Below are 22,005 nucleotides of genomic sequence, written 5' to 3'. Positions count from 1 at the left end.
TGCAGGATCAGAGCTACTAATCAAAAAGTTAAGAAATCTCATCTAAGTGAGTTATTAAAAAAATGCCCAGGGAAATATTCCCTTAGAAATTAAGTGGATTTGAATAAATGAGCGAAGAAAATAATAAGCCAGAAGGATCTGACGAAAGCTTACACAATTCCGTGCCGGTCACGGGAATGTACAAAGATTGGTTTTTGGATTATGCTTCTTATGTGATTTTGGAGCGGGCAGTGCCTGCGATCGAAGATGGATTGAAACCAGTACAGCGCCGAATCCTTCATGCAATGAAGGAGATGGATGATGGGCGCTTTAATAAAGTCGCCAATATCATCGGTCAGTCCATGCAGTATCACCCGCATGGTGATGCGTCTATTGGTGATGCGATCGTCAATCTGGGACAAAAAGACCTCTTGATCGAGACCCAAGGCAACTGGGGTGATATTCGTACAGGGGACAGTGCAGCGGCAGCGCGATATATTGAGGCAAGACTTTCCAAATTTGCCTTGGAAGTGGTCTTCAATCCACAGACCACCGATTGGCAACTTTCCTATGATGGTAGAAAAAGAGAGCCCGTCACTCTTCCTGTTAAATTCCCACTTCTCCTTGCTCAGGGGGTAGAAGGAATCGCAGTTGGGCTTTCTACCAAGATTTTGCCACACAACTTTCGGGAATTGATCGAAGGTTCGATTGAGATTCTCAAAGGGAATAAAACCAATGTACTGCCGGACTTTCTTACTGGTGGTTTGGCGGACTTCAGCGAATACAATGAGGGCGTCAGAGGAGGAAAAGTCAAAGTTAGAGCAAAAATTGAAGAAGAGGATTCTAAAACTCTTTTGATCAAAGAGATACCTTTCGGGACGACGACTGATTCTTTGATAGATTCCATCCTCAAAGCTAATGATAAGGGGAAAATCAAGATCAAAAAGGTGGTCGACAATACCGCCAAAGATGTAGAGATACAGGTGCATTTGGCTTCTGGCACATCGCCCGATGTGACCATTGATGCACTTTATGCCTTTACAGATTGCGAGGTATCCATATCCCCCAATGCCTGCGTCATCATCAATGACAAGCCGGTTTTCCTATCGGTCAATCAAATCTTAGAATACAATACCAAGCAGACAAAGGCTCTTCTTAAGAGAGAGCTTGAGATTCGCAAGGCAGAGTTGATGGAGAAATTATTATTCTCCTCACTCGAGAAGATTTTCATTGAAAACCGGATCTATCGGGATATCGAGGAGTGCACGACCTGGGATGGAGTATTGGAAGCGATTGATAAAGGTCTGGATCCATATAAGCCGGATTTTTATCGAGAGATAGTCCAAGAAGATTTGGTTAGACTGACAGAGATCAGAATAAAGAGAATTTCGAAGTTTGATGCTTTCAAAGCAGACGAATTGATGCGAAAGCTTCAGGAAGAGCTCAAGGAGGTCAATTATAACTTGAAGCATCTGACAGATTTTGCGATCAAATACTATCAAAATTTACTGGATAAATACGGTAAAGGAAGGGAAAGGAAAACTGAAATCAGGGCTTTTGACACGATCCAAGCTTCTGTCGTAGCGGCAAGCAATGCCAAACTATATGTCAACAGAAAGGATGGTTTTGTAGGGTCTGGCTTGAAGAAGGAAGAGTTTGTCTGTGACTGCTCTGATCTGGACGATATCATAGTGATTCGAAGAGATGGCAAAATGATGGTCTCCAAGATCCAAGACAAGAACTTCATGGGGAAAGATATACTTCATGTTGGAATTTATAGAAAGACAGATGATAGACTGACTTTCAATATGATATATTTAGATGGATCTTCAGGGAGAGCCATGGTCAAGCGATTCCAACCAGGGGGAGTCACACGCGACAAGGAGTATGATTTGACGAAGGGAACAAAAGGTTCTAAGACCATCTACCTGACTGCCAATCCCAATGGAGAAGCTGAGATCGTCACGGCCTACTTGACACAAGGTGCCAAAGCCAGAGTGAAGGTATTTGATTTTGAATTTGCCAGCATCGATATCAAAGGTCGAGGAGCCGGTGGAAATATTTTGACACGATATCCGATTCGTAAGATTCAACTCAAGATGGAAGGGGTTTCTACTCTAGGAGGATTGGATATCTATTATGACCCAATTATCGGACGACTGAACACCGACCAAAGAGGTGAATTGATCGGGAATTTCTTGGGGGATGACAGGATTTTGGTTTGCTATAAGTCTGGAGAGTATGAGCTCAACAGTTTTGAGCTGACTAATCGATATGAGCCTTCTGAGGTTTTATTGATTGAGAAGTTTGTTCCTGAAAAGGTACTATCGGCTATTTACTTTGACGGTGGTAGCAAAACCTACTATGTCAAGCGATTTATGGTGGAGACCACGACTCTGAATAAGAAATTTAATTTCATCACAGATCACCGGTCTTCTTATTTGAAGGTCATTTCATCTGAAAAGCAACCTCAAGTAGTGGCAAAGATTTTGAAAGGGAAAGTCGAAGAAACTATTGAGTACGATCTTGACATGCTGATTGACGTGAAGGGCTGGAAAGCCATGGGCAACAAACTCAGTACCTATGAAGTCAAAGAGGTAAGTCTGATCGAACCCGTCAAACCACCAATCAAAGAAAAGGAGGATGGGACGACTGCTGATGAGGATGATCTGGAGGTAGGTAGTACCATCGACCTTTCGCCCAAGAAAGAAGATGATGAAGAGCAATTGGGACTCTTTTGAGAGTCCCGAATCTATACTAATGGAACACGAGGACGGCCCTGTAGATCAAGGTTTATTGGACTATTTGGGACAGTATATCACTGATCATAAAAAGTCTGTCATGGACAGGGTGCTCGAGGAGCGTACACGACACTTTACCGTCGTTCTTGAGGATATCTATAAGCCTCACAATGCCAGTGCTGTATTGAGAACGTGTGATTGTTTTGGCCTGCAGGATATCCATGTGATCGAGAAGACCAATCAATACAAAGTCAATCCCTATGTGACCAGGGGAGCTTCAGAGTGGGTCGATATCTATAAGTATTATTCCCCACAGGGATCTGCTGTGAAAGACTGTTTTGGTAGTCTTAAGTCCGAAGGGTATCGGGTTTTGGCTACGAGTCCCAGTCCTGGGGCACTTTCCATTCATGATTTGGACCCATCTAAGAAGACAGCGCTTGTCTTTGGCAATGAGCATGAAGGAGTGAGTGAAGAGGTTCAAAATCAAGCAGATGGAACAGTTTATATTCCCATGTTGGGATTTACAGAAAGCTTTAATATTTCCGTATCTGCTTCTATATTTTTATATGATTTGGTCAGAAAGGCTAAAGAAAGATTGCCTCACAACTACTATCTATCCGAGGAGGACAAGCAGAAATTGCGCTTGAAATGGTACCGGCAGGTAGTCAAACGATCCAAACTTCATGAAAAAATGTATCGGGATTCTTTGAAGAAATAATCAGTCTTTCTGAAAGAGGTTTTTTAGCTTTTCATCAAATGGGACCTGATCTTGTTGTCTTTGGGTTCTCCTGCGTTGTCTCTGCTTCTTTTTCAGTTCTTTATGAGTCTGAAGAACCATTCGAACTGAGACGCCAGCCTGCCCTCTGAAAAACTCTTCTCTCCCTGCAATGTTGAAATTAGGCTTATAGTCAAAAGCGATCACAGTACGAAGTAGAGTCAGTTCCAACCCCAAAATCATATCAGCACCCATTGTAGAGTTGCCGTAGGTATGGATGATTTCCTTTCGACTATCGTCTTTGACAAAACTTTCTTCATTCCCAAATGAAACACCTGCGCCGTAATAATAATTGAGGCGCTTGGATATAAGTGGCCTGTGAAATTCATAGAGCAAATGTGCGGTGGTATTAGTGGAAAAATCTGATTGGAAAATTCCTTCCAAGGTTCCTCTTTTGGTAATTTTTTGCTGGAAAGTCACGCCGACAGTTCTTCCCAAATCATTATTGCCAAGCCGTAATCCTAGCGAATTACCATAATGCTGTCCTTTCCCCAGATTGGGGAAAAGTGGGAGTAATATGAACAGAAAGTAGAATTTTTTCATAATTGGAATGAATAGGGAAGTGGCCAATTCACAAGAACTATTCCAAGTACAAAAAAAATGTCCCCGAGAGAAATACAACTCTCGGGGACATGTCAATCAGAAGTGGGGTTGAATTAGGCCTCTTCGATAGTGATCTTTTCAATTTTGTCACCAGCACGGATAGCGTCGATGACGTCTAGGCCTTCTACTACTTTTCCAAAGCAGGTGTGATTTCTGTCCAAGTGAGCAGTATTGTCTCTGCTGTGGCAGATGAAAAACTGAGATCCTCCGGTATTTCTACCTGCATGTGCCATTGAAAGTACTCCTCGGTCATGATATTGGTTTTCTCCAGTCAATTCACAATCGATTTTGTATCCAGGGCCTCCCGTACCGGTGCCATTGGGACAGCCTCCCTGAATCACAAAGTTGGGGATCACTCGGTGGAAAGTAAGTCCATCGTAAAATCCCTTTTTGGAGAGGTCTATAAAATTTTCAACAGTTTTAGGGGCATCTTTTTCAAAAAACTCCACTTTCATGGTTCCCTTCTCTGTGATGATTTCAGCAGTTTTCATGCGCTATTAATTTGAGTTTGTTGACTTGTGTTTGCAAAAATAGGTTTTCCTAGAAGATTATTGTCCTCGAATCTTATCAGGCTGCAATTTTATCAACAAAAACATGTCCAATTGAATGAATAGAGCCTGATTCTATTTTGAAGACATGAATGTTCTTATACTAAAATAAAAGGAGGCTGTCTCTTGCGACAGCCTCCTGCGGCTATTTGGGTTTATATATGTTATACTGTGGGTGCTCCTGCCATGATTTCTGGTGAAGCATAGGATTCGTATTTTTTGAAATTGTCAATAAAAGCCTTCGCCAATTCCTGTGCTTGATGATCGTAAGCATCGGGATTTTCCCAAGTGGATCTTGGATTAAGAATCTGCGCCGGAATTTCAGGACAGGATTTGGGAACTTGCACACCGAAAATCTGATGAGTTTCAAACTCGCTTTCTTCCAATTTTCCCTCCAGAGCAGCATGAATCATGGCTCTCGTGTAGGAGAGTTTCATTCTAGAGCCAACTCCATATGTTCCTCCTGTCCATCCGGTATTGATCAGCCAAACATTGGTGTCATATTTTTCCATTTTTTCACCAAATAGATCTGCATAGGCAGTGGGGTGTAGTGGAAGAAAAGCTGCTCCAAAGCAGGCTGAAAAAGTCAATTTAGGCTCAGTAATGCCCATTTCGGTACCTGCTACCTTGGCAGTGTATCCCGAAATAAAGTGGTACATCGCCTGACTTTTATTCAATTTGGAAATAGGAGGAATCACTCCAAATGCATCTGCAGTCAGGAAAAAGATGTTTTTCGGAATTCCGGCTTTGGAAGGGTTGAGTGCATTGGGGATGAAGTGAATCGGATAAGCTGTACGGGTATTTTCAGTGACAGATTTGTCTTCATAGTTGATTTCACGCGTTCCGGGGTGAAATCTTGTATTTTCTACGATGGCTCCAAACCGTATTGCATCCCAGATTTCCGGTTCTTTCTCTTTTTTCAGGTCTATCACCTTGGCGTAGCAGCCCCCCTCAAAGTTGAAAACACCTTTTTCCGTCCAGCCATGCTCATCATCCCCGATAAGTTGTCTTTGTGGATCAGTGGATAGGGTAGTCTTACCGGTCCCTGATAGCCCAAAAAATACAGCAGTATCACCTGTGGCTCCCACATTTGCTGAACAATGCATGGAGAGGATCTTTTTTTCTAAGGGTAGGAGATAGTTCAAAACAGAGAAAATCCCTTTTTTCATTTCTCCCGCATAGCCCGTGCCTCCGATGAGGATCATGCGTTTGCTAAGATTGAGAATGGCAAAGTTGGTATCTCGAGTCCCGTCTACCTCCGGATCAGCTTGGAATTCCGGGGCGCAAATGATTGTAAAATCATGGTTGAAGTCCAGCAACTCTTCCGATGTGGGCCTCAGGAACATGTTATGACAGAAGAGATTGTGCCATGCTTGCGTATTGATCACCCTGATATTTAGGCGATGCTCTGGATCTGCACCTGCATAAGCGTCTCTTACATAGAGGTCTTTGTCAGAGAGGTAGTAGGTCATTTTCTCCAGTAGCTGATCAAACTTATCGGCTTCCATCGGGATATTGATATCTCCCCACCAGACTGAGTCCGCAGTTTGATCATCTTTGACGATAAAGCGATCTTTTGGTGAGCGCCCGGTAAATTTCCCGGTGTCAGCCATCAATGCTCCTGTTGCCGTGAGAACACCTTCTTTTTTTGCCAGTGCATGCTCGATCAGTTCGGCTGGCGATAGGTTGAAGTGAATTTCTCCACTGGGTTTTCGCTCTAGAAAATTCAGTGGAGAGGTCTGCGTATCCATTACAAGATCCTGCATAATTATTTGGGTTTACAAACTGAAAATTGTCTTCCCAAAAGTAGATAAAAGCTTCCAATAGAAAACGAAAAATGTTTAAAATTTAGCCATTCAATCGATTACGAAGAAAAAACAAATAATTATTTGGTAGGAAAAAATAGAAGTGTTATAGCTTAGTCTTTTGGGTAGGATTTCTTTATTTGATGTAGAATAAAAAAGGCTTTTTGAGAGGTTGCTTTTTGAAGAACCTGTCATTTTATTTTATCATTGTGAAATTTATTTACCTAAAACTGAGATTAATTGGAAAATACAGTCAACCCAGCTCTGAAGGAAGAACCTACGCTGTTTGGACATCCTAAGGGATTATTTTATTTGTTCTTTGCCGAATTGTGGGAGCGCTTCAGCTTCTATGGCATGCGGGCATTGCTCACCTTATATATGGTGGATGTCATCTTTGAAGCATTGGTGGATCGGGACTATGCCACGGCTGCGGTATATGCTTCTTATGGCTCACTAGTGTATGCCTCCACAGTCGTAGGAGGGAGGATTTCCGATAAGATTCTGGGGATGAGAAATTCCATTTTCCTGGGAGGGATTCTGATGTCAATAGGCCATTTTGTTTTAGCAATAGAAAACAACATGGCCTTTTTTCTGGCCCTTTCTTTTATCATTGTCGGCAACGGTTATTTCAAACCCAATATCTCCACATTTGTAGGGACACTTTATCCTGATGGAGATACCAGAAAAGACTCCGGATTCACCATTTTCTATATGGGTATCAATATAGGAGGGTGGGTAGCACCTCTTCTTTGCGGCTGGTTGGCAGCGACTTATGGCTGGCATTATGGTTTTGGATTGGCTGGGATCGGGATGCTTTCTGGCTTGATCTTCTTTTGGAGTGGGATCAAAAACGGAGTGTTTGGAGATCGTGGTTTGCCACCTGCCAATGGCTCGATTGACCAGCCATTTTTGGGAGTGAAAAATAAGGTCATGATCCCGATTCTATCAGTCTTGGCTGTTCCGGCAATTGCCTTTTTGCTTTCATCCTATAAAGCGCTCGGTACAGAAGGAACGTTTTTCGGAGATCAAAATATCGTCAACATCATCTTCAAATTGGTGGGGGTAGCTATCTTGGCCTACTTGGGATATATAATGTTTCAGGCAAATGCAGACGAACGTAAAAAGCTATTCGTAGCTGTGCTGATCACTGTATTCATGACTATTTTCTGGGGTTTTCACGAGCTTTCAGGTAGTGTGATTACGCTTTTCGCTTCCCGAAATGTGGACTTGGATGGTATCATGTCAGCTTCCCAGACCAACTCGCTGAATTCCATGTGGATCATCATTTTGGCGATTCCTGTGTCTATGCTTTGGACAAGACTGTCGAAGAATAATTTGAACCCGAGAACTCCCTACAAATTTGGTATGGGATTGCTCCTGGCGGGAATCAGCTTTTACGTGTTGGCTATCAGTGGCAATACTGCAAATGAATCCGGAATGGTGCCTTTTACATATTTGCTGTTGATGTATTTCTTGCTTTCGATCGGGGAGTTGTTCATGTCTCCTGTAGGTTTATCCAAGATTACAGATCTATCACCGAAAAGAATTGTGGCATTTATGATGGGAGTTTGGTTCCTTTCTTCCGCCTTTGCTTTTCAGGTAGTCGGTTTCATTGGAAAACAACTTGCTGTGGAGAGTACAGACAAAAATGTAGGTGGGTTTGAGACACTGACTATCTATACAGATGGATTTCTCCTGATTGCCAAGTACTCGCTTGGTGCGGGAGTATTGGTTCTTTTGGCTTCTCCGTTTATTAAAAAATTGATGGGTAACGTTCATTAAGTTCCCTTAATATAGAATAAAGGCTGTCTCGATATGATGCTAGATCATGGAAAGACAGCCTTTTTTTATGACAGCTATTATTCTTTAGCTGCGTTGATAGCTTTTTCTTTGTTGCTCACCCACGTTTTGATTTCCTGTTGCATTTGATTGAGTTGCTGTCGGTCAAATACTTTTCCTTCGAAAATCACCATTTCCAACTGTTGGGTATTTTGAATTTGCTCTAGAGGATTCGCCCTAAGCAAAATCAAATCTGCCTTTTTGCCTTTGGCTACAGCACCAAATTCATTTAATCCAAAATAATCAGGCCCATGAATGACGGAAGCTGTCAGTGCCTCTTGTGGACTGAGTCCAAACTCCACCATTTTTTGCAGCTCAAGATGTATTGCCAAGCCCGGATAGTCGTATGAATTGAGATAGCCTGCATCTGTGCCGGCATAGATTTTCATTCCGGACTGTTGGATGAGTGGGAGGAAAGTAGTGACTTTCTCAAAATTTCTTTGGCGGTTTTCTCTCGCCTCTTCAGTATCATTTTTGAGACGATCGATTCTCCAGGTATAGCTTTCTTTCAACTTAGGACCCAAATATTGCAAAATAGTATCTGACTCAAATTTTCCAGGTTCCCAATAAGCGATATTGTCACTGATCAAAAGGGTAGGGACTATTCCTGTTCCTAAATCACGGAGCTGCTTTAGGTTTTCGATAGTTTCTGCTTCGTTTTCGCCTTCGATCCGGGTGATATACCCCAGGTGTTCGATAGTAGTCAGACCTGACTCAGCCAAGTCCATCAGATCCAAAGCACTTGGGATGTGAGCAGAAACACTCCATCCACGTGCTGAAGCCTGCTTGACTGCTTCTAAAAATAGCGTTGGCTCGAGTGCATTATCAGTAATTTTGATGAAATCCACTTGTAGTTTTTCCAACGAATCCAAGGCTACTTTCAGTTCTTCCTCAGATGCTATTTCTAAATCTCCTGGCCAAATGGACCCTTTTCCTTCCAGCTTGGGGCCGGAAGTGTAAATGTGCGGGCCAATCCGCTCGCCCTCTTTGATTTCATCTCTCCACTGGAGTACATCCATGCTGATATCTCCAGCGGCATCTCTCACTGAAGTGACTCCCATACTGAGATAGAGTGGAAGCAACTGTTCATTTTCATCCACATATTCGGCGCCACCGAAGTGCACATGATTATCCCAAAGTCCTGGCATGATGAAGAGACCGGTACCGTCTACTTCTTGTATTGCTTTGACGTTAGTTTCATCAGTGTCCACGACGTCTAAAATTTGATCTTGGGAGATCAAAACCGTCTGTGATGGGATCAGCTGGTCATTCTGGATGTCTATGACAGTGACATTGCTGATTTTAAGGTCGATGGGTTGCTCCTGAGCCTGGCATGACCAAAGGCTCAGCGCTATGCCTGCAAGTAAAGTATGCTTCATTAGAAGAGGCTAGTTTGTACAGTAGTGGGTTTACTGGCTTGAATGGTTCCTTTGAGCATGTCTTGCATCAATTTGATAAAACCTGGCTCCCAGTTTTCAGAAGTCAGTTTGACCTCTCTTTCTTCGTATTCGATTGGTCCACGCATTTTCTCAAAACCGATGATCATACTCCAGATCGTATAAAAGGTGATTTCTGGCTGGAGTTGGGGACGAATGCTCCCGTCTTTGATTCCCTGACTTACCAGGGCAATCCCGATTTTGGCGGGATCGTGATGGATCTCAAGCAACTTTTGAAAATGGACGCTTTCCAGGATTAATGGATTGATGGACGCGCGGCCTTCCGGTGTATTGTACTTTTTCATCAAGTCCAAGAAACCAATAATGGAATCGTATAGGATCTGGTTGTTTTTGGCAAAAGCCGAAATTCTTAAAACTAAGTCTGCCAAGAGGTCCAATCCTGATTTGCTCTTGGTTCTATACACTTCTCGGAATTCATCTTTAAGCTGATCAAAGGCTTTTTTGGTTAAAGCCATGAAAAGATCCTCTTTGTTTTTGAAATAAAAATAGCTGAGACCTTTACTGATTCCTGCTCCTTTGGCTACATCTTCCATGCGTGTCGCCTGATATCCCTTGCTTGTAAATAATGCAATAGCCGAATCCAGTATCAGTTTCTCTTTGTTTTTCTCGCCTGCCATATTGGGTTTTATTTGATCAAAAATGCTCTCCAAAGATATTAAACCTCGGTCAATAATGGAATTAAATGTAGGTCAAAAAACAAATAATTAACTAAAAAAAAGGCCTCTGAATAAGATCAAAGGCCTTTTTTGTTGTGTATCACCGACTTAGGCTACTTCCACTATGAAGTAATTTTTCTTGCCTTTTTGTACGAGTAGGTATTTGTCTTGAAGGAGTTCAAATTGCACTGGTGCATTGGGATCAGTCAATTTGTTTTTGTTGACACTGACTCCACCTCCCTGTATCATTTTACGAGCTTCGCCTTTTGAGGAGAAGATGACACCTTGAGTCAAATCTCCAAAAAGATCCAAGGTAGAAGTCAGTTCCTGATACTCATTTTTGCTGATTTTCACCTGAGGCACACCGTCAAAGACTTGTAGGAATGTTCTCTCATCCAAACTAGCCAAATCCTCTGTGGAAGATTTCCCGAAGAGAATTTCAGACGCTTTCACTGCCATTTCATAGTCGGCTTCACTGTGAACAAGAATTGTGACTTGCTTCGCTATTTCTTTTTGTAGCGCCCTTTGATGAGGGGCTTCGGCATGTGCAGTTTCCAATTGGACGATTGTTTCCTGATCCAACGTGGTGAAAATGCGGATGTATTTGGATGCGTCCTCATCGGAGACGTTGAGCCAAAACTGGTAGAATGCGTAGGGAGAGGTTTTTTCTGGATCTAGCCATACTGAACCACCTTCAGTTTTACCGAACTTCGTGCCGTCCGCTTTGGTGATCAAAGGAACTGTCAGTGCATATGCGCTCCCACCACCCATTCTTCGGATGAGTTCTGTGCCGGTGACGATATTTCCCCACTGATCCGATCCTCCTAATTGGATGCTGCAGTTTTTATTTTTCCAAAGGTGAAAAAAGTCATAGCCTTGGATTAATTGGTAGGAGAACTCAGTGAATGAAAGACCATTGCCATCTTCTAGCCTTCTTTTGACGGAGTCTTTCGCCATCATGTAGTTGACAGTGATATGTTTTCCTACGTCCCGGATGAATTCCAAAAATGAGAACTGAGACATCCAGTCGTAGTTGTTGACCAATTCTGCTTTATTGGCAGAATCTGTGCCGAAATCCAAGAATTTGGCGAGTTGCTGCTGGATAGAAGCGACATTGTGATCCAAGGTAGCCTTGTCCAGGAGGTTTCTTTCGGCAGATTTGAAAGAAGGGTCACCGATCATTCCAGTAGCTCCGCCTACTAATGCGAATGGTTTGTGTCCGGCTCTTTGAAAATGGAGTAGTGTCATGACTCCTACCAAATGTCCAATATGAAGCGAATCCGCTGTCGGGTCAAATCCGAGATAGGCCGAAGCCATTCCTTTATTGAGGTGCTCTTCTATTTCGGGTGTCATATCCTGGAGCATTCCTCTCCAGCGCAGTTCTTCTATAAATGGATTCATTTTGATAAAATTTTCGAGCCGCAAATATAGGCTTGTCTGATGAAGGAAGGAAAAAAAGTCCCAAAGGATTGGCTCTGACCTTGAAAATCATTTTGAGGGGAGTTGATTTGCGCTATTTGATCTTTTGAAAAATACTTACTTTCATGGGATTAAAATTTAACTTATGAGATATACGAAAATTCTTGGGGCTCTCTTATTTAGCCTGTCATTTTCGGCTTTTGCACAAGAATCCCCCCAATGGATGCGCTATCCGGCTATTTCGCCTGATGGAAAAACGATTGCATTCACATACAAGGGAGATCTTTATACTGTAGCCAGCACAGGAGGCAAAGCCAATCAGATTACATTTCATGAAGCACATGATTACAAAGCTGTTTGGAGTCCTGATGGTACTCAATTGGCCTTTGCCTCTGATCGCTATGGTAATTTTGATGTTTTTATCATGCAGGCGAGTGGTGGTCCTGCTAGTCGGCTAACTTTTCACTCCAATGATGAATTGCCCTTTGATTTTGCGGCAGATGGTAAGTCCGTGTTGTTTGGAGCTACTCGAATGGACATCGCGTCACATAGACAATATCCGACGGGTTCGCAACCTGAGCTTTATCAAGTTCCCAGTACAGGTGGCCGAGTAGACCAGGTATGGACACTGCCAGCTGAATACGTGCAAACCAATAAATCAGGCACCAAAATCATCTACCATGATAAGAAGGGTGGAGAAAATGAATGGAGAAAACATCATCAATCAGGGATAGCCAGAGATATTTGGATCTATGATGCTTCTGACAATTCGCATCAGATGCTGACCCAATTCTATGGAGAGGATAGAAATCCGGTTTTTTCTCCAGATGAATCTGAAATCTATTACCTCAGTGAGCAAAATGGAAGCTTCAATGTGTTTGCCATGAATCTATCGAGTCCATCACAAGGTGAGGCACTCACGGATTTTAACAATTTCCCGATCCGCTTTCTGAGTATTTCGGATGATGGATTGATGAGTTTTGGCTATGATGGAGAGCTTTACACGATGCGAAAAGGAGAAAGTCCTAAGAAGCTGTCGGTGAGTCTGATGACTCAAAGTATTTCCAATTCGGATCAATATATAGCTATCAATGGAGGTGTTAGAGAAATGAGTATATCTCCGGATGGGAAGGAGATTGCCTTCATCGCCCGTGGAGAAGTGTTTGTGACTTCAGTAGATGGTTCGCTTACCAAAAGACTGACCGATACGCCAGAACAGGAGCGCTTCGTTGAGTTTTCTTCAGATGGCAAATCAGTTTTATATTCTTCCGAAAGAGATGGAAAGTGGCAGATATACAAAAGTTCCAAGGTACGGACTGAAGAACCATTCTTTTTTGCCTCGACCTTGCTGAAAGAGGAAGTCATAGTCTCCGCCGATGAGGATGCTTATCTATCCAAAATGTCTCCGGATGGGAAAAAACTTGCTTATGTCAAAGGTAGAAGAACCTTGGTCGTCAAAGACCTGGACAGTAATGAAGAGGTGATTTTGATGACTCCAGAGCAGTTGTTTCATATGAGAGATGGGGATCAATATTATACATGGAGTCCTGATAGTAAATGGCTGCTGGCTACGTATAGTCCTACCATGGTCAATCAGGAGGTAGTGCTTTTGGATGCCAGCGGCAAAGAAGATATGCGAAATATAACCCGGAGCGGCTATAGCGATCATGGGGCCACCTGGGTCAACAAAGGAAAGCAGATGCTGTGGTTCTCCAATCGGGATGGTCTCAGAAGCTACGCTACCTCAGGTAGAAGTGAGGATGATGCCTATATGCTTTTCTTTGATCAGGGAGCATGGGATGAATTTAACCTTTCCGAAGAAGAGTATAAGCTGAAACAAGAAATCGCCAAAGCAGGGAAGAAAGAAGAATCTGATAAAAAGGATGACTCCAAGAAAGAGACTGAAAAGAAAGTAGAGGATTTGGAGTTTGACTGGAATGGAATAGAGGATAGAAAAACCAAATTGACGATTCACTCCAGTCAATTGGGAGATGCTGTTTTGACAAAAGACGGAGAAAAACTGCTCTATCTGACGCGTTTTGAAAAGGGAATGAATCTCTGGAGTACCAATCTGAGAACCAAAGAAACCAAGCAGGAGATTTCGCTCAATGCTGGCTATGGAAGTCTTGTGTGGGACAAGGAGCAAAAGAATCTGTACCTACTGAGTGATGGAAGTATATCCAAAATCAATCCTGAATCCATGAAACGTGAGTCTATCAAAATCAGCGGGGAGATGACCATGGATACAGAGGCTGAAATGGCTCATTTATTTGAGCATGTCTGGTTGAGAACAAAAGGGATTTTCTATACACCTGACATGCATGGCGTGGACTGGGAGCAGGCAAAGGTAGATTACCAAAAGTATCTTCCACACATTGGAAACAACTATGAATTTGCTGAGATGCTTTCAGAAATGATCGGCGAACTCAACGTGTCACATGCTGGAGCACGCTTTTCCAGATCTATTCCTATGGCAGACGAAACAGCCGCATTGGGAGTATTTTGGGATTATGAGCATAGTGGAAATGGATTGAAAATCACGGAGGTGATCGAGGGAGGACCTTTGGACAAATCTGAATTTACCATCGAAGAGGGAATGATTATCCAAAAAATCGACGGAGAAGAGATCAGTCCCTCTGTAGACTATGCAAAATTGCTGAATAGAAAATCTGGAAAATTCACACTAGTAGAGATCTCCGATGCAGCTGGAGCCAATGTCCAGCAGTTGACTATCAAGCCGATCAGTTTGGGAGAAGAGAGCAGATTGCTTTATAAGAGATGGGTTAAAAAGAATCAAGAAGAAGTAGCCGAAAAGAGTGGTGGAAAGTTGGGGTATGTTCATATTCCTGGGATGAGTGACGGTCCTTACAGAAACATTTACGAGGAGATGATGGGCAAATACCATGATACAGAGGCTGTCATTGTCGATACCCGTTTCAATGGAGGTGGAGATTTGGTAGCTGATTTGGCTATGTTTTTTACAGGAGAGAAGTTCCTGACCTATGCTACGGAATCCAAAGAAGTTGGGTACGAGCCTACAGCAAGATGGACCAAACCTACCTTGGCGATGTTTAATGAAGCCAATTATTCAGATGGGCATTGTTTTGCCTGTGGCTACACTGATCTGAATATCGGGAAGACAGTTGGAATGCCTACACCTGGTACCTGCTCATTTGCAGGATGGGAGGGATTGCCAAATAATGTGAGATGGGGAGCTGTGCCAATATCTGCCAAGAATAAAGCCGGTGAATGGTTGGAAAACAACGAAACCAAACCACAATTTGAAATCAAAAATATGCCGGGGCAGATCGATCAAGGAATAGATCAACAGCTTGAAAAGGCGATCGAAGAGCTTCAAAAGGAAGTGGAGAACTAGAAAATAGAAAAGGCTGGGATTTTGCAATTCCAACCTTTTTTAAAATCTAAATTTTTAGAAATCAATCTAACCCATAAAGGCTCTTGCCGGCCTCTTCATACTTATCTCCTGCTACCCAGATAGGCTGATTTGGATCATTGGCGATGAGTTCTGCAGCTAAGATGTAAGATTTCCAATACTTGACGGCATAGTCCAAGTCAAAATTCTCTACATGATCTCCAGGCTTGTGGTAATACTTTTGGATTTCATCATCAAAGGCCTGAAAACCAAGGGAAAATGTAGGGGCAGGAATGCCCTTTCTTGCAAAATTCACATTGTCAGATCTGTCATAAAGTCCCTGCTCAGGAGAAGGATCTGCAATCGCCTCCAAACCAAATTCTTTTACTGCTTCAGAGATATGAGCATCTCCGGATGTTCTGCCCAAGCCAATCACTGTGACCACAGAAGTATCATTGTAGCCCCCATTATCGATGTTGAGGTTGAATATGATTTGATCCAGTGGGACCAATGGATTGTTTGCAAAATATCCAGACCCTAAAAGTCCTTTTTCCTCGGCTGTCCAAAGTGCGAGTAGTACGGATCTTTTGGGAGGATTTTTCGCAAAGTATTTAGCGGCATTCATGACTGCAACGGTTCCCACAGCATTGTCACGGGCACCATTATAGATAGAGTCACCTTCCGCATCTGGTTTGCCTACTCCCACGTGGTCATAGTGTGCTGAAAGCATGATGTACTCGTCTTTCAGCGCTGGGTCGGTACCTTCGATATAGGCTACCACATTTTTCCCTTCCACAGTTTTGGTGGTTTTTCCTTCGATTTTCAAAGCTGCTTCTGAGAGATTGTCCTCAGCCATCGCAGCTCTGATGGTATTGTCTAGATCTTTTACCCAGATATATGGAAGTTCAGAACTTTCACCTTGATCGACCCCGAGTGTGGTTCTATTGAGATAGTTGCTGATCATTTGCCATGGTACTGATGGGACGTTGAACTTTTCTATCAGAGCGATAGCTCCCATTTCCTGTACTTTTTGGGTTTTTTCTCTTCCTAAAGCAAACAAATCCGCAGGTCCCAATCTATCAGGTGCGCCTACATTGGAAATTGCAATTTTACCTTTGAGATCTTTTCCTTCCAATTCTGCTGCTGTACCAAAACCAATATCGACCAACTCGTAGCTGCCAGAGATGGATTTTCCATCCAATACCAAAAGATCCACTCCTTGCTCGTAGCTGGTTTTTCCTAGCTGGATAGAGCCTTGAGTAGGAGGGGAAGACATCCGAAATGGAATATTCTGATAATAGCCATCCGCAGTCGCCAAGGGTTTTGCTCCGGCTTTCATGAGTTCGTCTGCGATATAAGTATAGGCGAGTTCCATTTCAGGTCGAATAGGATCACGCCCCATCAGTTCATCCGAGGCTAGGTAGGTAAAGTGTCCAATAGCCTCTTTTTCCTTGAAAGTCTTCTCTACTTTTTTCTTTTGGGCAAATAATGGATTGGCCATCATCAACAAAAGGCCCAATCCCAGTTGGTATTTATTCATAGGGTATTAATTATTCAGGTCAAATTAAACGAAATAACGGGAATCGAATCCGCCACTGACCAAATTCTTAAGCATTCATTCCCAATTGATCCAAAATCGTACGGAAATGTACAGGGATCTCAGCTTCCAAAACCAGTTTCTTCTGAAGAACTGGATGGAATATCTCCAGTTTTTGACCATGAAGCAAAAGATGATCGAGCCCATATTGAGCTTGAAAAAAGTGGTTTTGCTTATTGTTTCCATGTTTTTTGTCCCCTACGATGTAATGCCTCGCATGAGCCAAATGCCTTCTGATCTGATGCGTACGGCCAGTTTTAGGACAAGCTTCTAAAAGGGAATAGCGACTGGTGGGATACCTTCCGGTGGTATCAAATGGAATTTCGCAAGATTGAATCAGCCGAAAATCAGTGATTGCTTCCTGAATTTTACCTGATCTTTCGTTTTTTAAACCTTGGTCAATGAGGAAGTTATCATCTCTTGGGATCCCTCTCACGATAGCCCAATAGGTCTTGGAAACTTCTCGATCAGCAAATTGCCTCTTAAGCTCAGGAAGAAGCGTCTCGTCCAGTGCAAACAACAACACCCCACTCGTAGGTCTATCCAATCGATGTACTGGATAGACTCGTTGCCCGATCTGATCCCGAAGAATCTGAACGGCAAACTCCGTCTTTTCTTCTGCCGCCAACTTAGTCCGATGAACCAACAGCCCTGAAGGTTTATTGATGGCGATGAGGGATGAATCTTGGTAAATAATCTCCAACTGCATAGAAAAGCCGGAATGTACCGGCGGGAAATATTAGAAGATAGTCCCTGAACCGATACATTCTGCACCTTGATACCAAGCCACAAATTGACCAGAAGCAATGCCTTTCTGAGGAGAGTCAAACAAGACGTACAAACCATTTTCACGCTGTATCAGTGTCGCACCGACCAATGGCTGACGATATCTGATACGCGCTTCATAGCGTGCTGTTTGCCCTATTTCCAGTTTGAGATCTTCTCTGATCCAGTGGATTTGGTCATTTTTGACAAAAAGGGCATTGCGCAAGAGACCGGGATGTTCTTCGCCCAGTCCGGTATAGATGATATTTTCTCGGGTATCTGTGGCTATGACAAAGAGGGGTTTGCCTGTGCCTCCCACGTGCAGGCCTTTCCTTTGACCGACAGTGAAATAATGTGCTCCATTGTGTTCTCCGATGGTTTTGCCTTGACTTTGGCTATAGTGGATCGGAAATGCAATCCCGTCCAAAGTCGCATCATCCAATTCATCTAAAGATACTCCTGCCGGAACCTGATACCGGTCAAATACACTTAGCTCTTCTGGAATCTGGATAATTCGACCTTTTTTGGGCTTCAGCTGTTGCTGCAAAAACTCAGGTAGGCGCACTTTGCCTATGAAACACAAGCCCTGGGAGTCTTTTTTCTCTGCAGTGATTAAATCTAATTTTTTGGCAATGGCACGGACTTCTGATTTCTGAAGATGGCCAATTGGAAACAAGGCTTTCTCCAGCTGCTCCTGAGATAGCTGACAGAGAAAATAGCTCTGGTCTTTATTGGTGTCTGCTCCAGCCAAAAGTTGGTATACGGTAGAATCCTCCTTAGAAATACTTCCTTTTTGACAGTAGTGTCCCGTAGCTACAAAATCCGCTTTCAGTTTCTGTGCTGCCTTTAGAAAGATATCAAATTTGATTTCTCTATTACAAAGAATATCAGGATTGGGTGTGCGGCCGGCTTCATATTCCGAAAACATGTAGTCTACGATCCGCTCCCGGTATTCTTCACTGAGATCGATGGCTTGAAAGGGAATGCCGAGTTTTTCGGCGACGAGCATGGCATCTGTGGAATCTTCCATCCACGGACATTCATTGGAAATAGTGACGGATTCATCGTGCCAGTTTTTCATAAACATCCCGATGACTTCGTATCCTTGCTCTAATAGGAGATGTGCGGCGACCGAACTATCCACTCCACCGGAAAGTCCTACTACCACTCTAGGTTTTTTGTTCATAGCTGCATTCATTAATGGATTCAAGGTCCATTTGATTACAAAAGATCCAACTGAATCGGAATCGATCTAGTTCAATTCCTTCAAAGGTACGAGGGAAATTCTTCAAAATCACTCCAAGTGACAAATCCTGTCTTTTTCTTTAGATTAATCAGAATCAAAGAATTAGAAACCAAACATTCATCTATTTTTGCCTTCCATATTTTCTATTTCTCTTAATTCCCCATCATGAATTTTCAACTGATCAAAGATGCAATTCTAGGCAAGGAACAGGATTTCACTGTTCTCTCCTTGAAAACAGCCATTTTGGTGCTGGCCATACCTATGATTTTGGAGATGATGATGGAGTCTGCATTTGCAGTGGTAGATATCTTTTTCGTAGCCAAACTTGGAGAAAGTGCTATTGCTTCTGTCGGATTGACGGAGTCGGTGATCGTGCTGGTGTATGCCGTAGGCTTTGGGATCAGCATGGCAGCAACGGCATTGATCAGTAGGCGATTTGGTGAGAAAGACTATGAAAAAGCAGGTGATGTAGCCTTCCAACTCTTATTGGTAGGAGGGGCAATCTCCATTTTACTAGGAGCTTTAGGCTGGTTTTTTGCCGAAGAGGTACTGAGTCTGATGGGGGCAGAACAGGATGTGCTAGAAATAGGCGTGAGCTATGCGCGCATTATATTCTTGGGAAATAGCGCCATCATGCTTCTCTTCCTCATCAACGGAGCATTCCGAGGTGCTGGACAGGCTCATCACGCGATGCGTTCTCTGTGGATAGCCAATGGCTTCAATATCGTGTTGGATCCCATATTTATTTTTGGGTTGGGCTCTTGGGATGGTTTAGGTCTGGATGGAGCAGCAATAGCGACTACTTTGGGTCGAGGCTTGGGGGTGCTCTATCAGCTTTACCATCTTTTCAATGGGAAACATAAGCTTCGTATTCTGGCTCAGAATATTAAGATTCGATGGAAGACGGTTCGCAAAATCGTCGATATCGCAGCAGGAGGGATGGGACAGTTTCTGATAGATTCGGTATCATGGCTTGCTTTGACTCGGATGAATGCGGAGTTTGGCTCGGCTGCTTTGGCGGGATATACGATTGCGATGCGGGTCTTGATTTTCACCATTTTGCCAGCATGGGGGCTTTCTGGAGCTGCCGCAACGCTGGTCGGTCAGAATCTTGGAGCCAATGAGATTGCCAGAGCAGAAAAGGCCGTATGGTTGACCACTCGGTACAATGTCATATTTATGGCTTCAGTGACTGGTATTTACATTTTATTTTCCAATCAGCTCGCAGGAGTATTTACTGATATCGATGAGGTACAGGGAATCGCGTCTCAGGGGCTCTGGGTGATTGCGCTGGGTTATGTTTTTTTTGCAATAGGGATGGTACTGACACAGGCATTTAATGGAGCTGGAGATACCAAAACTCCGGCTTGGATCAATATTGGAGTTCTTTGGTTTGTAGAGGTTCCATTAGCTTGGATTTTAGCCTTTCCAGTAGGTTTGGAAGTGTTGGGAATCTTTATCGCCATTGCTTTCGCTCACTCTTTTCATGCCCTGGTTTCACTTTACTTTTTCAAAAGAGGGAAATGGAAAAGAGTGGCTGTTTAGGATTTCTATTGATTGCAATGGGACAACCTTTAGAGCTTAGATATTACTTGGTTATGAAAAAAAAATGCCGGACTTGAACGAGCCCGGCATTTTTGATGGGGTCAGTTTTATTAGTTAATAGTCACAAATTTGCTGTCTACCGTCTCATTGATAAAGTAGATTTTTTTGCCACCAAAAGTTTGGCTTTCGCTATTGTAGGCTGCTACCTGTACGATACCGGTTTCTGTAGCTCTTAAATCACCCAATTCAGATGCCGAAAAAGTCACAGAAGTAGTTTTACTTTCTTTGGTAACGGTATTGCTGCCGTCAGAAATAACCCAAAGCAAATTGTCTACATTGGAAGGAACGCTCTCGACTGAGAGGGTAACTGCCGCTGAAGCGCTGATCGTCTCCGATACTGAAGAAGCGAAGCGGACGACACCAGGCATTTTTTTCGCAGTAGTGTGAGAAAATCCATCAAAGCCATTAGAGCCTGCAACAGTCCAATCATTCGCTTGGCCTGAGTTGATATCCAAGGTAATGTCTGTAAAGTTGTTGATGTAAGAATTACCACCTACAGTTTGTAATTGGAAATCATTCAGGGAAACAGTGCCTACATTGACCAGAGAGCCTCCATTGGTAGAAGAATAGAAATTGGCTGAGGCTACATCCAAAAGGATATCAGGCATTCCCGGTACTTGAGGTGTGCCTTCTGGTAGATTGGATTTTGCTTTGATCGCGGCCATGACTCCATCTGCATCACCTGGTGACGGGACGGGATTGGACTGGGTAGTTTCCATAGGATCTTCATCTCCATCACCACTACAGGACGAAAAGATGACAGCTCCAAAAACTACTAAAAGGATGAGTGAAAAGAATTTTGATTTCATGGGTTGAGAAATTTAAATGATAGTCAAAGCTCCATCAATTCTCTCCGCCATTCAATACGGCAAATGTCGTATATGTGCCTTAATCACTTCCAAAACACTGCACATTCATAAAATAGGGCATGTTATAAAAGCTTTTTTCTCCATACACCGCTGAGCCAGTTCCCAGATACGTAAAAGAAGGATTCAAGATATTGGCGCGATGGCCAGGTGACTCCATCCACAGTCTCACAATTTCCCGTGCATAGGAGATATAGCTGTGCATGGGAACAATTTCACTTTTGGAAGTTTGGTAGACAAATACTCCCGGGCTCTGGGGTCTTTCTACTTTTCGGCCGTATTCATATTGAAGGGCAGCCGTGGAGCTGATGTTTTCTCCTATCATGACCGGATTGAGTCCCTGAATCTGAAATCGGTCCCGCAACTTTCTTTTGTTTCTGATTTTGCTTTGATGCCCGTAAAAATTGTACTTAACCATATCAGCAGCATGTCCAGCTGCTACCAATTCCATTTTAGTGGCATATTGAAAGGGTTTGAGTTGATTTTGAACCCTGTATTCATTTGTGACATAAAACACCGCCGCATGGAGCAATGAATAATCTATATCGCTGGGATCCAGTTTTTCATGGATGATTTGGAGCTGGTTGAATGTTTTCCAAGTATGCTTGGTATAGTCTGTGGATTGCCAGTTTTGTGAAAATAGGAGGGAAGTAGAAAGAAAGAATAGGAATGCTACGAAACTGAGTTTTTTCATCAACAAGAGGATAGAATCTTACTTATTGGACGTTGAG

16 protein-coding genes are annotated in these 22,005 nt (G+C 43.1%); 5 read left to right on the top strand and 11 right to left on the bottom strand.

The window, feature by feature from the left end:
• Nucleotides 1-107: 107 nt before the first annotated feature.
• Nucleotides 108-2,720: a DNA gyrase/topoisomerase IV subunit A gene (locus G460_RS0104180; RefSeq protein ID WP_026954184.1), complete on the top strand. Its 2,613-nt coding sequence runs from the start codon at nucleotides 108-110 to the stop codon at nucleotides 2,718-2,720.
• 19 nt (nucleotides 2,721-2,739) lie between these two features.
• A complete protein-coding gene (locus tag G460_RS0104175) occupies nucleotides 2,740-3,438 on the top strand; it encodes a TrmH family RNA methyltransferase (protein ID WP_026954183.1) in 699 nt (232 codons plus the stop codon).
• Here G460_RS0104175 and G460_RS0104170 read toward each other — a convergent pair whose 3' ends face one another.
• The 3 genes from G460_RS0104170 to pckA form a co-directional block, all read right to left on the bottom strand.
• On the bottom strand, nucleotides 3,439-4,038 hold the full coding sequence (locus G460_RS0104170) for a hypothetical protein (RefSeq protein ID WP_084421144.1): 600 nt from the start codon (nucleotides 4,036-4,038) through the stop codon (nucleotides 3,439-3,441).
• 113 nt (nucleotides 4,039-4,151) lie between these two features.
• Nucleotides 4,152-4,589 carry a peptidylprolyl isomerase gene (locus G460_RS0104165; RefSeq protein ID WP_026954181.1) on the bottom strand — a complete coding sequence of 146 codons (438 nt, stop codon included), beginning with the start codon at nucleotides 4,587-4,589 and terminating at the stop codon, nucleotides 4,152-4,154.
• A gap of 221 nt (nucleotides 4,590-4,810) precedes the next feature.
• The gene (gene pckA / locus G460_RS0104160; RefSeq protein ID WP_026954180.1) at nucleotides 4,811-6,412 is read right to left on the bottom strand and encodes a phosphoenolpyruvate carboxykinase (ATP); all 1,602 of its coding nucleotides are present in this window, start codon (nucleotides 6,410-6,412) and stop codon (nucleotides 4,811-4,813) included.
• Nucleotides 6,413-6,691: 279 nt separating this feature from the next.
• Between pckA and G460_RS0104155 the strand changes: the two genes are divergently transcribed.
• Complete coding sequence (locus G460_RS0104155; protein WP_026954179.1) at nucleotides 6,692-8,233, top strand: peptide MFS transporter; 1,542 nt, start codon at nucleotides 6,692-6,694, stop codon at nucleotides 8,231-8,233.
• A 77-nt stretch (nucleotides 8,234-8,310) separates the two neighbouring features.
• Here the strand turns inward: G460_RS0104155 and G460_RS0104150 are convergent, their stop codons facing one another.
• The 3 genes from G460_RS0104150 to tyrS form a co-directional block, all read right to left on the bottom strand.
• The gene (locus G460_RS0104150) at nucleotides 8,311-9,669 is read right to left on the bottom strand and encodes an amidohydrolase family protein (RefSeq protein WP_026954178.1); all 1,359 of its coding nucleotides are present in this window, start codon (nucleotides 9,667-9,669) and stop codon (nucleotides 8,311-8,313) included.
• Nucleotides 9,669-10,364: a TetR/AcrR family transcriptional regulator gene (locus G460_RS0104145; protein ID WP_026954177.1), complete on the bottom strand. Its 696-nt coding sequence runs from the start codon at nucleotides 10,362-10,364 to the stop codon at nucleotides 9,669-9,671. The genes G460_RS0104150 and G460_RS0104145 overlap by 1 nt, the downstream gene beginning before the upstream one ends.
• 147 nt (nucleotides 10,365-10,511) lie before the next feature.
• The gene (gene tyrS / locus G460_RS0104140; RefSeq protein ID WP_026954176.1) at nucleotides 10,512-11,804 is read right to left on the bottom strand and encodes a tyrosine--tRNA ligase; all 1,293 of its coding nucleotides are present in this window, start codon (nucleotides 11,802-11,804) and stop codon (nucleotides 10,512-10,514) included.
• 163 nt (nucleotides 11,805-11,967) lie between these two features.
• On the opposite strand from tyrS, the gene G460_RS0104130 reads away from it, so the two are divergent.
• Nucleotides 11,968-15,198, top strand: coding sequence for a S41 family peptidase (locus tag G460_RS0104130; protein ID WP_026954175.1), 3,231 nt, complete (start codon nucleotides 11,968-11,970; stop codon nucleotides 15,196-15,198).
• 61 nt (nucleotides 15,199-15,259) lie between these two features.
• Here G460_RS0104130 and G460_RS0104125 read toward each other — a convergent pair whose 3' ends face one another.
• The 3 genes from G460_RS0104125 to mnmA form a co-directional block, all read right to left on the bottom strand.
• Nucleotides 15,260-16,735: a M28 family peptidase gene (locus G460_RS0104125; protein WP_026954174.1), complete on the bottom strand. Its 1,476-nt coding sequence runs from the start codon at nucleotides 16,733-16,735 to the stop codon at nucleotides 15,260-15,262.
• Between the two features lie 67 nt (nucleotides 16,736-16,802).
• Nucleotides 16,803-17,501: a pseudouridine synthase gene (locus G460_RS0104120; protein WP_026954173.1), complete on the bottom strand. Its 699-nt coding sequence runs from the start codon at nucleotides 17,499-17,501 to the stop codon at nucleotides 16,803-16,805.
• Nucleotides 17,502-17,531: 30 nt separating this feature from the next.
• The gene (gene mnmA, locus G460_RS0104115) at nucleotides 17,532-18,743 is read right to left on the bottom strand and encodes a tRNA 2-thiouridine(34) synthase MnmA (RefSeq protein ID WP_026954172.1); all 1,212 of its coding nucleotides are present in this window, start codon (nucleotides 18,741-18,743) and stop codon (nucleotides 17,532-17,534) included.
• Nucleotides 18,744-18,968: 225 nt separating this feature from the next.
• On the opposite strand from mnmA, the gene G460_RS0104110 reads away from it, so the two are divergent.
• Nucleotides 18,969-20,348, top strand: a complete 1,380-nt coding sequence (locus G460_RS0104110) for an MATE family efflux transporter (protein WP_026954171.1) — start codon at nucleotides 18,969-18,971, stop codon at nucleotides 20,346-20,348.
• A gap of 110 nt (nucleotides 20,349-20,458) precedes the next feature.
• Here G460_RS0104110 and G460_RS0104105 read toward each other — a convergent pair whose 3' ends face one another.
• Complete coding sequence (locus G460_RS0104105) at nucleotides 20,459-21,217, bottom strand: hypothetical protein (protein ID WP_026954170.1); 759 nt, start codon at nucleotides 21,215-21,217, stop codon at nucleotides 20,459-20,461.
• A 79-nt stretch (nucleotides 21,218-21,296) separates the two neighbouring features.
• Entirely contained in the window at nucleotides 21,297-21,968 is a 672-nt protein-coding gene (locus G460_RS21395) for a CAP domain-containing protein (RefSeq protein WP_051315905.1), read from the bottom strand.
• Between the last annotated feature and the right edge of the window lie 37 nt (nucleotides 21,969-22,005).

This window comes from Algoriphagus vanfongensis DSM 17529 (genome assembly GCF_000429465.1).
GTDB lineage: Bacteria > Bacteroidota > Bacteroidia > Cytophagales > Cyclobacteriaceae > Algoriphagus > Algoriphagus vanfongensis.
The sequence above is the reverse complement of the archived record's forward strand: the minus strand, read 5'-3'. Positions and strand labels throughout refer to the sequence as shown.